This window comes from Desertibacillus haloalkaliphilus (genome assembly GCF_019039105.1).
In the GTDB taxonomy this organism is placed as follows: domain Bacteria; phylum Bacillota; class Bacilli; order Bacillales; family KJ1-10-99; genus Desertibacillus; species Desertibacillus haloalkaliphilus.
In genome coordinates this window covers 72,047-85,853 of the sequence record NZ_JAHPIV010000010.1, presented here as the reverse complement: position 1 = coordinate 85,853, position 13,807 = coordinate 72,047, and the positions used below count along the sequence as shown (strand labels likewise).

The following is a 13,807-nucleotide window of genomic DNA, read 5'->3' as shown; positions in this document are numbered from 1 at the left end:
ATGGTACGATCAATCGGTCGTCATGTTAAAACGCTTGATATGATCCGTTAATTGTTCCTTATGTAAGACCTCAATCTGTTTGGCACCAATTAAGTCGAAATGTGAATAAGACGGACGTCTATGAATCCATTCTTTTCGTAGCCCATAACGGCTCCCCCACTTCACTAATTCATCTAAGTCAGCACATGCTACCTTTGTAACCGTTTGAATTGTAGGATCTTTTGGGTGGAGCCAGTAATGAGTCAAAAAAGCAATCTGCCCTTCCCGTGAGGCCTGTTTCCATTCATTTAATTCCTGTCTTGTAATGCCAAAAGCCATGTTGGTCATTCTCTCCTTTGTGTACACCTGCTTACTCCTTCTATTTTATCATAAAGAGGCGTACCCAGCATAAATATTCCTCTCACAGGAGAAACCAACGCTTTTTTCGTTTTTGGAGTCGACTTTGTTTTTCTTTTTGTAATGTTCTAATTTTATACATCACATCACGATCTGCTTGTGCTGTTGCGAGCTCATCGCTAGTCTGTTCAAAAGAACCGGGCTCCTGTTTTGTTTCCTGTTGGTTCAATGACTTCTGTTCATTCCTTTCTTCGGTTGATGGTTTACGGCGTTTCATTCGCTTCTTGACCGGATTTACGATCGTTTTCTCTTTTTTTACATCTCTTTCAACCATTTCCGCAAATGTTTGCATCGCCAATTCACGAATCTCAGGGTTATTAGACTGCATTTGCTTTTTTATATGATAGAGTTGGTTTTCTAATCGACTTCTCCCTGAAAACAATGTACTCATGATTTTTCACCCTCACTTTACCCTATTTTTCATCTGCTTTCAGCTTCTATGTTTGATTTCCTTACGATTAAAAAAAATCCTGCGATAGATATTGTCTAAAACGGTCTAGTTTTCACCAGCTTAACGACAACGTTTTGCACAATATTTACTTACACTACTGAAAGCGACATAAGAAATGTCCAATCAAGGAGGATTAACAAGGATAAAGGAGATATATACGTAAAAAAACAAGGCCGGAAGATGGACCCGTACCTTGCTTTCTTGTTTCAAAACATTAAATTTCGCCATTCTCACGAGCCTTTTGTTCATCAGCAATTTCGGATTCAAAGGCTGCGATACTTTCTTCTCTTCGCTGATTTTTTGCAAGTAGCTGCTCGCGTTCTTCTTCAGTTAGCCCAGCTGTCTCTAACTGCTCGGCAGCTTCATCAATTTTTCGAATCGTATTTTCACGCATTTGTTGAAGTCGTTCTACATTATTTTTACGATTATCGTGGTGTGTCAATCGCTTCACCCCTTGTTTTTTTATTAGTTTATATCAAACAACGGATGCTATACGATCGGGTTTGAACGTTTTATTTTTTCTTAATCTCTTCATATGTTTGAAACCATTCCGGAAATACTTTTTTAAAAGCGGTCGGTTTAAATGTATCTTTTCTTACGATAATATGAGTGGTTGAGCCTTCTACACAGAGTTCACCATCACCGTTTACTATTGCATAACCGTACACCGTTTTGACACCGTCGTTGCTCTCCACCCACGTTTTAACAACAGCCTTGTCGCCATAGCGAAGCGGTTTTTTGTAAACGGCTTGCACATCATAAACTGGTGCAAAATAGCCGGATTGTTCCATCCCTACATAACTATAGCCTAGATCTTCCATCAATGCTGCTCTACCTAATTCAAAATATTTCAAGTAATTGGCATGATAAATCACACCCATCATGTCCGTATCCGCATACAGAACTTGAATATCCCTAGTTGATACAAAATAGTTATCCATTGCTGTGTTCCCCCTAATGATCATTATCGTCATTTTGCAAAAGACTTATAGTGCCTCTACGAAATCGCTTTTCACTAACGTCGTAAGGGTTGCCTCCTCATCCGTCAATTCGTCTGCCAGCACCCGGTGCGAATGATTTAAAATCGCCTTATCAATCGCATCAACTGCGTAACGGCCATTTGAATTGATCGTTTTCCCTGCAACGATATCACGAATATACACTAAAGCGTCTTCGTTTAATTGATAACCATACGTTTTTGCATACCCAAGCATAATTTCAATCATTTCGTCCGTTGAGAAATCTGGGAAATGTAAATGTTTTTTGAACCGAGACGTAAAACCAGGGTTCTTAGCTAATAATTTTTGCATGTCATCCTCATAACCAGCTAAAATAACAACAAGGTTTTCATTATGCTTGGTCATTTCCTCCACTAGTGTATCAATGGCTTCCTTACCAAAGTCCTTTTCACCGCCAGAGGCTAATGCGTAAGCCTCATCAATAAAGAGGACACCGCCAAGCGCTTCACGGACTTTATTTTTTGTTTTGATCGCGGTTTGACCGACGTAACCAGCAACTAAATCAGATCGCCCGGTAACAATCAAGTGACCTCGTTTCAACAAATCTAACTCTTTTAAAATCTTTGCATACACCTTTGCTACGGTTGTTTTTCCCGTTCCTGGATTACCAGTGAAGGTTGAATGCAGTTGGACAGGAACAACCGGCAATCCCTTCTCACGACGCATTTGCTGGACTTTGACAAATGACACTAGCCCTTGAACTTCTTTTTTGACATCGTCGATCCCTACGAGTTGATTAAGTTCATCAATCGCTGAACCCTCATTTTGTCCATCATCTTCTTTGACATCTTCTTTTTCTAGCATTGTAAAATCATTCATTTGCAGCTCTTCATCAAGCGACACCCGTGACCCTTTTTTAAAGATTGCATCAAGAACAATATTTTTCACGGTACGGGCATTACCGAACGTTTCATCGACTTGTTCCTTCTCAATTCGTTTCTTTAATTCTGTTAACGCCTGATCAGAAAAGGTATAATCATTTTCAATTGCCGCCTTTTCAGCAATATCAATTAAGTCTGGTAGGCTATAATCCGGCAAATGGATATGGTTACTTTCTGGAAAACGACTTCTGAGTCCTGGGTTCGCCCATAAAAATTGGCGCATTTCTTCTGGGTAGCCTGCTAAAATAACGGCAAACGTCCCCGCGTACTCCCCACTAGTCATCGCCGACACTAAAGTATCAATCGCGGTTTGTCCATAATCATTACCTGCAGCCCCTTCTCGTTTAAGGCTATAGGCCTCATCTATAAAGAGAACACCACCGACGGCTTTTTTTATGATATTGATTGTATTTTCTTCGGTTTGCCCAACAAAGCCACCAACGAGTTGCGAGCGATCAACCTCCAATACTTCTGGACGCTGTAACATGCCTAGTTCATAATAAATTTTCGCAAGTAACCGGGCTAACGTCGTCTTTCCCGTACCTGGATTTCCGGTTAAGATCATATGTAAACTAATATCATCGGTTAACATATAGCCTTTTTCTTTTCTAATTTTTTGGTAACGCAAATAATGATAGAGTCGATGTACACGTTCTTTCACAGGCTCTAAACCAATCATCTGGTCTAGTTCAGTTAACGAGCTTGGGTCTTCCTCACGTTCAGAAGTTTCCGTTGGAGTCAGCTCATTCCATTTTAGTTTGAGTGATTCAATGGTTTCAATCGCGGCTTTAATCTCTTTAAGTTGAGATGCTGAATAAAAAATCCCTGTCATCGAATCAGAGTACGATTCTGTTGCTTTGACAATTTGCATCAATGGCTTCTTCATTTCTGCTAAGAGCGCATTCATCGTCTGGAAACGTTCTATTTTTTCCTGATCATCGATTCGCTTGGCCGCTGCTAACGCTTGATCTACCTTCTCTTGGTACAGGGGTACCTTTGTAAAAAAAGTATTCGCAATTTGCAAGTAATCATTGGCTAGCTTTTTTTTCGCAGACGCATGATCGGTCTCTCTAATTTGTGGAAATTGCTCTGGCAGCAATCCAGCTTGAATAAAGTCTTCATTGATTCTTAACAAAAGCTCATTCGCTAGATGATGGTGACCATCAACACGAAACGCCTCATCCATCCAACTATTGATCATATCATCAACCAAATGCGTGCGTTCATATCTCGAAAACGCCATCAAGCTCAATAGCGATACCTTTATTCGCTTCTGTTTGCTTTGCTCTTCAGTTGTGCTCGACTCTAGTTTTTCGAGCATATTCAGATAACGCATCGCTTTTGCCTCATTAAATGTTCGGCGATGTTTTTCCCATTTATGTACCTGTTCTTCTATCACTTTAACATCGATTTGTTCATCTTTCATCATGGTTACCACCAACCTAGCTGCTGTTTTTCTCTTAGATCCTCTATCCTTTATTTTATCATTAACGATGCGTTCTTTCCAAAAATAAAAGACAAGAAAGCTTTCAAAGGAGCTCTCTTGCCTAATGTCTAATCGTTAATAGATATTGATGGATTTCCGCTAAATAATTTGAGAATGAATTCTGGCTATCATCCATTTCTTTTTCCTTAAACGTGTTGGAAATGACAACGAGCTCATCTCGTAATCCTTCAGCCCGAAAGCCTTGATCAAGGTAATTTTTCACTCGTTTGTAGTACGCAATAATCTCATGAGTTGACATATCCGAATAGCTAAATTCCATTTAATACCTCCTTCTTGTTTCATTGCAATAATTTTACGTTAAAAGTTTTCCAAATACAATTCATTTCGTACGTCAAATCATTCACAAAATCGACAAATCTTCAACATCTGCTTGTTTCCATTATTTCCTCATTCATCCCGCTCTATAACTCCTAGAGCGCAAAAAGAGCCTAATCCCTATTAAAGACGGCTCACCTCATGTAGGTAGGGTGAATACCGTTTTTTTAAGGGAAGCCCTTTTCGCTTGATAACACTTCGTTTATAGATAACTAATCACTAGACATTTCATATTCGACTTGTGTTGTTGAATGAGTAGGGAGTTGAATGGGGTCTTCTTCATTTTGATAGGTGAATAAGGCAATGAAAAAGATGACCCCTAAACTGACCAACCACTTTTTAATACGAGCATCACTAGCTTCCATTGTAGCACTCCCCTTTTCTTTTCACTTGTAAGCAATATATTATAGAAAAGAGAGAAAATTCCTACATCTAAAACAACTTTTTTGTCGACAAATTTCTAATGACAATATACACCTTGCTCCATAACCCCTCTCATATAACCTCCGATCACTTCTCCATCAGAGGAGACAAACTCAATCGGGTGATTGGGGTCCCACTCCTCGTTGGCAGTCGCAATATTTAGGAACGATTGGTTGATGATCTCTACCTCGTCTTTTGCGCCTTCATAATGAATAACAACATCAGCCACATGCGCAGGTTCATTAACAAACCCGATCGTCACGTACGTATAGTCCTTATCACCAACCCATAATCCACCTTCAAGTTTAAACGTTCGAATTTTGTGGTCAGATTCAGAAATCGGAATTCCACCAACAGTTAAGGTCGAATCCTGCAAACGGTAATAGCCTCCGTTTTCCTGGTCATTGAGTAGCAATTCAGTGACTAATAATTCTTGGTTGACTTCATATAAGACAACCGTATATCGCTCTTTATATGGCTGACTCTGCAAAACATTCGGTTCACCTGCAACACTTTCTCTAATTGCATCCTCCATTGTCTCATAGCGGCTATCATCACTAATCAACGTTGATGATTCAACACTTGTCATCACTGCTGTGTAACTTGATAAAAGAAAGCAAGCTGTAAGAACGAGACTTAAACGTGCCGATCCATTTCGTTTGAAGCGTCGGATGATCATCATTAAAAGAATAACGGCTAGCACCATAAAGCCAATAGAGAGACTTGATAAACCGATCGTAAATTGATCACCATAATTTAACTCATGAAATACTAAAAACAACGCTGAAGGCTGTTCAAATTGTAACGTCCTTGCAACGTCATGTGGTGGCGTTTGTTCCGTCATGACCGCCGTGACAACAAAAACAGCCAGAGCAATCACAGCTTCAGCTCGCAACCACTTCTTTGGACTAAATGTCGGCATTTGTTTTAACTTTCGAGTCATCAAAAAGCCGTTAATTAATCCATACATCAACAAAGGGATAAACAGTAAATGTTTTAGCAGTAACAGCTGCCCATACGTTAATACCCATGAATTCACATATTCTGGTGTGATCAACGACATTAAGGCAAACCCTGAAAGTATGATTATAGCAACACAGCTAATAGCCACTGGCGTGTACCAGCGTAGATATGGTAGCCACCGTTCATCTGTCGTACTAAACCAACTGACCACGAGCATAATTCCAATCCATACCGTAACTGCAAGGAAATGAAGGCTATTAGCCAAAAATCCATACAAAGGTTCTAATGAAGCAGCATGACTTGCCCAACTGGCTGCAAAAACGATAGCGATCGCACATATGAGCGGCAAAATGCGAACGATGAGCACTTGAGCTTGATTCAATCTTGCCCTAGTAAACAGTAGGAGACATGAAAACAACATCACTACAAGCCACGCATGCCCGATCGAGTAAGAAAACAAGATTTGTTGAAAGGTATGAAACAAGTTAGCCTCAAACTGATGGACAATGTAGCTAGTAACAGAAATAACAGGGACCAGTGTAAGGACCATAACACTGCCTACAACACCGAAGAAAAACCGGTTAGAAACACGAAACGCTGGCCGATACTTCCGTGGTACTAGTTCAAAAATCAAAAGCCCCATTAACAGTGAAAAACTTACATATAACAAGGCATCACTGATGATCACCATTACAACCGCTTCCTTCTAGTCATGATAAAGACCGTTAGTAATCGTTTTACTCTCATTATTTATTCTCCCCTCACCATAATTCCTACTAAACAACTTTGTATTATATATATTATCAAACTAGCAATAACTTGAAAAGAATTTTGCAGAAAACCGAAACTTCTGAAACGGAGTCAGATTCCAACTTTTATTCATGTAAATGATGTCATTTTCATTGTATACTAGAATAAAAACAAAACAAATATAGGAGTTCTTATGTACAAAAAATTAATTGTCGCAAGTAGTTATCTCATTATTGGTCTCCTCATCTATTTATATGGAGAAAGTCTCCTCGATTGGATTCGTCACGGTGGCAATGACTATGTTGTTATGACAACGGTGATTGCAACACTGATGGCCTTGTTTCCGATCATCCCGTATCCAATTATCGGAGGTGTGATCGGTGCTGCTTACGGTCCTGCTCTTGGTGCTCTTGTTACCTGGATTGGTTCGTCCCTAGCGTCCATCATTATGTTCATTGTCGTTAGGTACGGTTATCATGATTGGGGAATCAAAGTGTTACGAAGCTATAAACCGTTAGAGAGAATCACCATTTTATTTGAAAAAAACGCGTTTCTCACCATTTTCATTACTCGTCTTATCCCAATCATCCCTTCGATCATTGTCAATATTTATTCGGCTTTAAGTCGAGTGACCTTTATCAGCTATGCGGTTGCCTCATCACTAGGAAAGGTCCCTTCGATGTTTTTGTTCGCTTTTGTCGGAAATACACTACTGACAAACCCGAGTGATATTTTCGCAACCATTGCTGTCTATAGTAGCTTTCTTGGGATTGTTTTTGTTTGTTATCGACTTTGGAAAAAACGAACAGATGCCAAAATCGGCCTCTCATAAATGAAAAACGAGCAACATTTTCACGGTTGCTCGTTTTTTTAGGATGGTTTTTTTGTATTCGAAGGAATAACAATGATTCGCTTTTTTAGTCGATGTCCGATGTAAAATAGACAAAACCCAACTGCAGCTCCCGTTGTATTTAAAATCACATCGTCAACATTAGCCACTCGGTACGTAAATAAAAACTGATACAATTCAATCGAGATCGACACCATCATTCCTAGAGCAGTCACTTTAAGAAACGATCGCGCACGCGGCTTAAAGACAAGCGGCATCAAAAACCCAAAGGGAATAAATAAAATAACGTTACCAAGTAAGATCCGGATCGGATCTCTAATGTCCGGACTAAAGACAGCAATGCGATAAATGCTTCGAAAAGGCATCAGATTATAATTTCTTCCACCAGGGCCTTCTGGTCCAAGCGAAGCACCATAATTCCATGCAAACAACGTTACATAAAGAAGGACACCAATATATAGGAGAAACAAAACTGTTATCCCTAGTCGAACAGGCGTGTTTATCCATTCTTTAAAAAAAGAAAAAAATTTCCCCCTAATCGAAAACACTTCCTTATTATTATTTATAAAACAGTACAATCCATTTAAATACAACAACTACCATCTTAATTATCATCACAAACGCTCAATAAGACAAGTGTTTTTTTCACAATTTAAACATAGCCAATATTCAACCTTGAGAACTAGTCCTAGTTTATAATCCCAACCCTTGTTCATGCTTGGTTTTTTTGCCCTCACCTTTTCTTGCCAATATCACCGATCCACTTATCATTCGGTTGAAGATGACTGATCTTTATCGATTAACTTCTGAACATTCTCTTTAGGGGTCCAGCAATTAAACTGATAATGTGATTTTGTTTCAAACCCTAATCGACGACACACCCTCACCGTGTTCTTCGTTGTTTTCATCACATCAAAATGAACACACGTGGCACAACAATGAAAATTTTTCACCATTCCTCTCATCCCCCTCATTTTCACTCGTAGCTTAGGAAAAAGATAACACTCATGTAATTATAACGTAGAGAAAAAATAATAAAACATCTATATTCCAAAAATCATTGAAAGGTCGACAAACATCTACCTTAGAAAAGGAAGTGAAAATCGATGCATACGATGTGGAAAGGATCGATAAGCTTTGGACTTGTTCATATCCCGATCAAACTCTATGCCGCCACAGAAGATAAAGATATAAAAATGCGTTCGCTACACAAAGAATGTCACACACCGATTAAATATGAAAAAGTATGTCCGTCCTGTGGCAAGGAACTGGCAGCAGATGATATTGTCAAAGGATATGAATATGAACCAGGAAAATATGTCATCATCGAAGACGAAGAATTAGAGAATTTAAAAGCTGAACAAAACAAAAGCGTTGAAATTATCGACTTTGTGAAACTAGATGAAATTGATCCTGTTTATTTTAATAAGTCTTATTTCGTCGGCCCTAACGAACATGGTGAAAAACCGTACATGCTATTAAAAAATGCGATTGAACAGTCAGGTAAGATCGGCTTAGCAAAAATAACGATTCGTTCCAAAGAGCAGTTAGCTGCAGTTCGCGCCTACAAAAACGCACTGATCCTTGAGACGATCCATTATCCTGATGAGGTTCGCCAAGTGAACCAAGTTCCTGGTGTCCCAGAAGATATCGAACTGAATGAAAAAGAAATGGAAACAGCTGTCCAATTGATTGAGCAATTATCAACGACCTTTGAACCAGAAAAATACACGGATGACTATCGCTCAAAATTAATGGAATTAATCCAAGCGAAAATTGCAGGTAATGAAGGTACGGTCGCCCAAGAAGCCCCAGAGAGAAATGTTGTTGACTTGATGGAAGCGCTACAAGCGAGCATTGATAAGTCAAAACCAACAAAAACAGAAGCAGAAGCAGAAGCAGAGACTCCAAAAAAGAAAAAAGCACCCCGTAAGAAAAAGGCAACAGGCTAGTGATTAAGCAACTGAAACCGATGCTTCCATCACTCACCCAAACAATCCCACAAGGGGAACGCTGGGTCTATGAATTAAAGTATGATGGATTTCGTACGATCATATATTTCAGCGAGCAAGAACTCCATATCTTAAGTCGTAATCAAAAGAGCTTGAATCATATATTTCCTGAGGTGACAACAGCGCTACTTTCCTATAAGGAAAAGCTCCGTTCTCTACTCCCTGTTGTCATCGATGGAGAAATAGGCATTCTTGATTCAAAGTATAAAGCAAACTTTGAACGCATCCAACAACGAGGGAGGGTGAAACAGCAACAAGTCATTGCAGAAGCAAGCAAAAAGCACCCTGCTTGTTTATTGGCCTTTGACCTCCTCGCTAGTCAAGGAGAAGTGTTAACCTCAACGCATCGCTATTTAGAACGAAAGCAACGGTTAGCTTCTCTCTTCCAGAAACTACAATTCCCAACGGAGGTTGAGGTGGAATCAAGAAGAACGTTACAGTTCGTGCCGTATGAAACAAATAAAGACCGGATATGGAGAACGGTCACTACACACAACGGTGAAGGGATCATCGCCAAACAAACAGACAGCTTTTGGCATTCCGGTGTAAGAACGAAACAGTGGCTAAAAATTAAAAATTATAAGTTCGGCGTCTTTATTTTAAGTGGCTACGATAAAAGCAATGGGTACTTTCATGTTTCGATCATAAAAAACGGCACATTCACCCCCATCGGGGTCTTTAGCCATGGCCTATCACAAGAGGAAAACTATGCGTTAACGGAGATTATTAAAAAAAATAAATCACAAGAAAGTAAGCAACGAATAGAAGTTGAACCGAGCATCTGTGTTGAACTACAATTTTTAGAGATTTATAAACAACAACTACGTGAACCACGCTTCGTACAATTTCGTTTTGATCAACAGTGGGAGGATTGCACATGGGAAAATTTACAAAAGCACATTCAGAATTAATGGTAGCAGGAAAAAAATTATCGATCTCAAACCCAGAGAAACTTCTATGGCGTCGATTAGGAATTAAAAAAATAGATTATCTACACTACTTAAGTGAGGTTGCTCCATTCATGCTCCCATTTTTAAATGAACGATTGCTCACTGTAATCCGTTTTCCCAATGGAATTCATAAAGAATCTTTTTATCAAAAAAATTGCCCTGACTACGCACCCACATTTATCAAAACGGTTACACATGAGGGGATTGACTATCTCCTCTGTAATGATATCGCTACTTTATTATGGCTCGGAAACCAAGCCGCGATTGAATACCACATTCCTTTTCAACCCTATCATGCCAGACACCCAAGTGAAATCGTCTTTGATTTAGATCCGCCATCCCAAAACGAATTTTCACTAGCCGTCGAAGCTGCACTACAACTAAAACAGATTTGTGACAAGCTTCAGCTCATCACTTACGTCAAAACGTCAGGAAATAAAGGGTTACAAGTTTACCTACCATTAGAAAACAACAAGTTTAGCTATGCGGATACGAGACGCTTTACGGCGTTTATCGCCGAATATTTAGTCAAAAAGAACACCGCTTGGTTTACAACGGAACGATTAAAAAAGCATCGCGGCAAGCGGCTATATATCGACTACGTTCAGCACGCAGAAGGCAAAACGATCATTGCCCCCTATTCTTGTCGTGGCAATGATCAAGCACTCGTTGCTACACCACTTGATTGGAAAGAAGTCAACGAAAACCTGCATCCTCGTCAATTTTCCCTCGATGTCGTTCGAACTCGACTCAAACGTAAAGGTTGCCCGTTTCAATCTTTTCATGAGAGTAAAGAGGTACAACAATTTGCGAACGTTCTTACTTGGCTCAGTGAACATGGCGCATAACTTCACCAATTCACTTTTTGCCCGCATACAATCCAACGCGGTGTGAGTAAGCCCCCTTTAATGATCATCACCTTTGTTGGCGCACTCCACTCCTACTCCACTTCAAAGAGGCTGTACGAAAAGGTGATACTCCTTTTCGTACAGCCTACCATTTTCACCAAAACTGATGAAAATTTACGGAAGCCAATCCCTTTAGCATCCTCGCTTCATTATCTTTTTGATATCTATCTAACCTTTTGGTGGTACGTAATCAGGGTTTGCATTCCCTTTCGTGTTCATTTTCTTCCCGTTATTTGAGTCACTTGCACGCGGTTGTGTTCCCAAATGATTCGGTCGAAATTTATCAAATGCGTGTTTGGATTTTGCCATCTTGTAACCCCTCCTTTATGTTTACTATCACCGAAAATGCGGGGACTTATGCATGGCAATCGTTTCGCATCTATCCAGAAATGGACCGATACATACAACAGCTTACCTTAGACTTTATCAGCTCTACGCTTTTCTAATCGTTCTTCAATCTTTTCAATTGCCTCCCGATCATTAAGAAGCTGTTGTTTATTTTCATTAACCAATTCTGCAAACGATAATTTTTTCACTCTTCTCATAAGTATCACTCCTCTAATTTTTTATTAAGTTTTACTAATTAGAAGGAATTTTATACATTAAGGGCAAAATTTTTCGAAAACTCCAACCACTTCAGCGTATGCAAACGCCTACTATATGTGTTACTTCATGTATTACTTCTTACTAAAATAAATTTGACCACCTTCATCCATCGTTAATAAAAATACTTCGGTGTGGTTTCGAATCCCACGCTTACGTAATTGCTCTTTCAACCAATTAATCGTGCCTACCTGCTTTAAATTTGCATGAATGATTCGTCCGTCTTGTATCAATACCGTTGGATAACCTTTAGGTGGAGGGGTTTGTAACATGTCTTTCGGTGTTAGTGATTGATTTTCACTCTTTTTAATTACACTGATTTGTCCATTCCCCTCTAATACGGCATAATCGACTTCCGTTAAATCTGATGCCCCACGCAAACGCATATCCATAAGCAATGATTCCATCGTCACTTTTGCTTTTTTTAATTCTTTATGATCAATTTTACCGTGCTTAATTAATACGAGTGGCTCATCCTCAATAATTCGTCTGAACCTCGGCGTCCTTAATGCAACTAACGTCAATCCTAAATGTAAACCAGCAATGAGTGCCGCTGCAGCAAATGGACCGCCTAATGGGATGTCACCACTAGAGAGTGGCTCACCAATGATGTCCCCAATAATCACACCAAAAATAAAGTCAAGCGGACTGATCGTCCCCATCGAACGTTGTCCCAATATCTTAACCATGACAAAGACGTACACATATACAATAGCGGCTCGTAACAAAAACCCGTATACAGGTAAATCCTCTGCCCCTGTCCAAAAGTCAAACAAGATGATCCCTCCGTTTCACACAGAAAAACATATGTAGCTAGGACTAATGAAAACCCAAGACATATACTCTTGGGTTTTCATTTCTTATTCTCACTGATTTTGATTAAATTGCGGTTCTTCTTCAAGAATTTGCTGATAACGTCCTTCCAATTGGGTCACAATGTTTTTTTGTTGTTCAGCTAATTGTTGAAAGGTTTGCTTAGCCATTTGGTTTCCAGTTTCTAATGCAAACTGTGTCAAACTTGCTTGTACACTTTGAGCAGAAGCTATCGCTTGTTGAACTTGTGTTTGAACTGTCAATGGAACGTCTCCTTTCAAACATTTATTTTTTATTTTCTCTGCTCATCTTCTCAGCTTCTACTTCAGCATAAGAAGCAAACTCTGTATCAGGATGATTATTTTTTTTTCCTTGTGCTTTTGCATTATTATTTCTTTGAGCATTTGGATTGCCCTTCTTTTGTCTACCCATTTGTAAGCCTCACTTTCAAGATTTTTTTGTAAGCATTTATATTGTGGCTTACTATAGAAAAAATATAATTGAAACTTCATGAAATCCATTCATGATTCATGGAAAGTTCAGTGAAAAAGCTATGTATGAATTGCTTTCAAAAAGCAAAGTATAGAAATAGAAGTGATTGAAAGGGGCTGTGTTCGTTGTCAGAAAAAAACAAACAAATCGAGTCACTACTTGATACGTTAAATGAATGGAAAGGTTCAGATATTTCTATTGAAAAAGAAGAAAAAAATGATATCGATAAAAATACGATGTCATTAGAGGATGTAGCGGTTGTACAACAACCTAACGATGAGGATGATTATGTCGACCCCTATACAATCGAATTAAAAGGAATCGGAACCGTCTTAAATCATAATGGAACTTCTCAGTTGCCGCTAAATAGTTACGAACTCCCTCTAAAGCAGTTGTTATCATTTGAAGCATCAAATGAATTTTTAACGATTAAAACCGATCGCGCCACATATATTTTAAAAAACCAATAATACT

At 39.1% G+C, this 13,807-nt stretch carries 19 protein-coding genes; 5 read left to right on the top strand and 14 right to left on the bottom strand.

The genetic code is table 11. From position 1 onward, the window contains the following. Positions 1-9 precede the first annotated feature (9 nt). The 8 genes from KH400_RS12520 to KH400_RS12485 all read right to left on the bottom strand — a co-directional run bounded on the left by KH400_RS12520 (position 10) and on the right by KH400_RS12485 (position 6,646). Positions 10-318: a hypothetical protein gene (locus KH400_RS12520; protein ID WP_217225029.1), complete on the bottom strand. Its 309-nt coding sequence runs from the start codon at positions 316-318 to the stop codon at positions 10-12. A gap of 82 nt (positions 319-400) precedes the next feature. Beyond that, complete coding sequence (locus KH400_RS12515) at positions 401-787, bottom strand: hypothetical protein (RefSeq protein WP_217225026.1); 387 nt, start codon at positions 785-787, stop codon at positions 401-403. A gap of 274 nt (positions 788-1,061) precedes the next feature. Beyond that, positions 1,062-1,298 (bottom strand): small acid-soluble spore protein Tlp, encoded by a 237-nt coding sequence (tlp, locus tag KH400_RS12510; protein ID WP_438821115.1) that lies wholly within the window; start codon positions 1,296-1,298, stop codon positions 1,062-1,064. Positions 1,299-1,359: 61 nt separating this feature from the next. Then, positions 1,360-1,788, bottom strand: a complete 429-nt coding sequence (locus KH400_RS12505) for an acyl-CoA thioesterase (RefSeq protein ID WP_217225021.1) — start codon at positions 1,786-1,788, stop codon at positions 1,360-1,362. 45 nt (positions 1,789-1,833) lie between these two features. Beyond that, positions 1,834-4,176 carry an AAA family ATPase gene (locus KH400_RS12500; protein WP_217225019.1) on the bottom strand — a complete coding sequence of 781 codons (2,343 nt, stop codon included), beginning with the start codon at positions 4,174-4,176 and terminating at the stop codon, positions 1,834-1,836. 118 nt (positions 4,177-4,294) lie between these two features. After that, positions 4,295-4,513: a hypothetical protein gene (locus tag KH400_RS12495; protein WP_217225017.1), complete on the bottom strand. Its 219-nt coding sequence runs from the start codon at positions 4,511-4,513 to the stop codon at positions 4,295-4,297. A gap of 268 nt (positions 4,514-4,781) precedes the next feature. Continuing rightward, positions 4,782-4,934, bottom strand: a complete 153-nt coding sequence (locus KH400_RS12490) for a hypothetical protein (protein ID WP_217225016.1) — start codon at positions 4,932-4,934, stop codon at positions 4,782-4,784. A 95-nt stretch (positions 4,935-5,029) separates the two neighbouring features. Further along, positions 5,030-6,646, bottom strand: coding sequence for a CopD family protein (locus tag KH400_RS12485; protein ID WP_217225015.1), 1,617 nt, complete (start codon positions 6,644-6,646; stop codon positions 5,030-5,032). Positions 6,647-6,898: 252 nt separating this feature from the next. Between KH400_RS12485 and KH400_RS12480 the strand changes: the two genes are divergently transcribed. Further along, positions 6,899-7,537, top strand: a complete 639-nt coding sequence (locus KH400_RS12480; protein ID WP_217225014.1) for a TVP38/TMEM64 family protein — start codon at positions 6,899-6,901, stop codon at positions 7,535-7,537. Positions 7,538-7,575: 38 nt separating this feature from the next. Here the strand turns inward: KH400_RS12480 and KH400_RS12475 are convergent, their stop codons facing one another. Next, entirely contained in the window at positions 7,576-8,025 is a 450-nt protein-coding gene (locus KH400_RS12475) for a VanZ family protein (protein ID WP_246589543.1), read from the bottom strand. Positions 8,026-8,661: 636 nt separating this feature from the next. Here KH400_RS12475 and ku point away from each other — a divergent pair. From ku to ligD (KH400_RS24070), 3 genes are read left to right on the top strand one after another with little or no spacing between them, the layout of a single operon-like run. Beyond that, on the top strand, positions 8,662-9,507 hold the full coding sequence (gene ku, locus KH400_RS12470; protein ID WP_217225013.1) for a non-homologous end joining protein Ku: 846 nt from the start codon (positions 8,662-8,664) through the stop codon (positions 9,505-9,507). After that, positions 9,507-10,478, top strand: a complete 972-nt coding sequence (gene ligD / locus KH400_RS24075; RefSeq protein WP_312889154.1) for a non-homologous end-joining DNA ligase — start codon at positions 9,507-9,509, stop codon at positions 10,476-10,478. Before ku ends, ligD (KH400_RS24075) begins: the two co-directional genes overlap by 1 nt. Further along, a complete protein-coding gene (gene ligD, locus KH400_RS24070) occupies positions 10,445-11,365 on the top strand; it encodes a non-homologous end-joining DNA ligase (RefSeq protein WP_246589541.1) in 921 nt (306 codons plus the stop codon). Before ligD (KH400_RS24075) ends, ligD (KH400_RS24070) begins: the two co-directional genes overlap by 34 nt. A gap of 228 nt (positions 11,366-11,593) precedes the next feature. Here ligD (KH400_RS24070) and KH400_RS12460 read toward each other — a convergent pair whose 3' ends face one another. The 5 genes from KH400_RS12460 to ypzF all read right to left on the bottom strand — a co-directional run bounded on the left by KH400_RS12460 (position 11,594) and on the right by ypzF (position 13,273). Continuing rightward, positions 11,594-11,734 carry an acid-soluble spore protein N gene (locus KH400_RS12460; RefSeq protein ID WP_217225012.1) on the bottom strand — a complete coding sequence of 47 codons (141 nt, stop codon included), beginning with the start codon at positions 11,732-11,734 and terminating at the stop codon, positions 11,594-11,596. Between the two features lie 107 nt (positions 11,735-11,841). After that, positions 11,842-11,970: an FbpB family small basic protein gene (locus KH400_RS12455; protein ID WP_217225010.1), complete on the bottom strand. Its 129-nt coding sequence runs from the start codon at positions 11,968-11,970 to the stop codon at positions 11,842-11,844. Between the two features lie 132 nt (positions 11,971-12,102). Next, positions 12,103-12,804: a YetF domain-containing protein gene (locus KH400_RS12450; protein ID WP_217225008.1), complete on the bottom strand. Its 702-nt coding sequence runs from the start codon at positions 12,802-12,804 to the stop codon at positions 12,103-12,105. A 90-nt stretch (positions 12,805-12,894) separates the two neighbouring features. After that, positions 12,895-13,104, bottom strand: coding sequence for a DUF1657 domain-containing protein (locus KH400_RS12445; RefSeq protein WP_217225007.1), 210 nt, complete (start codon positions 13,102-13,104; stop codon positions 12,895-12,897). A gap of 22 nt (positions 13,105-13,126) precedes the next feature. Next, positions 13,127-13,273 (bottom strand): protein YpzF, encoded by a 147-nt coding sequence (ypzF, locus tag KH400_RS12440; protein WP_217225006.1) that lies wholly within the window; start codon positions 13,271-13,273, stop codon positions 13,127-13,129. Between the two features lie 185 nt (positions 13,274-13,458). Between ypzF and ymzB the strand changes: the two genes are divergently transcribed. After that, a complete protein-coding gene (gene ymzB, locus KH400_RS12435) occupies positions 13,459-13,803 on the top strand; it encodes a protein YmzB (protein ID WP_217225005.1) in 345 nt (114 codons plus the stop codon). Positions 13,804-13,807: the final 4 nt, after the last annotated feature.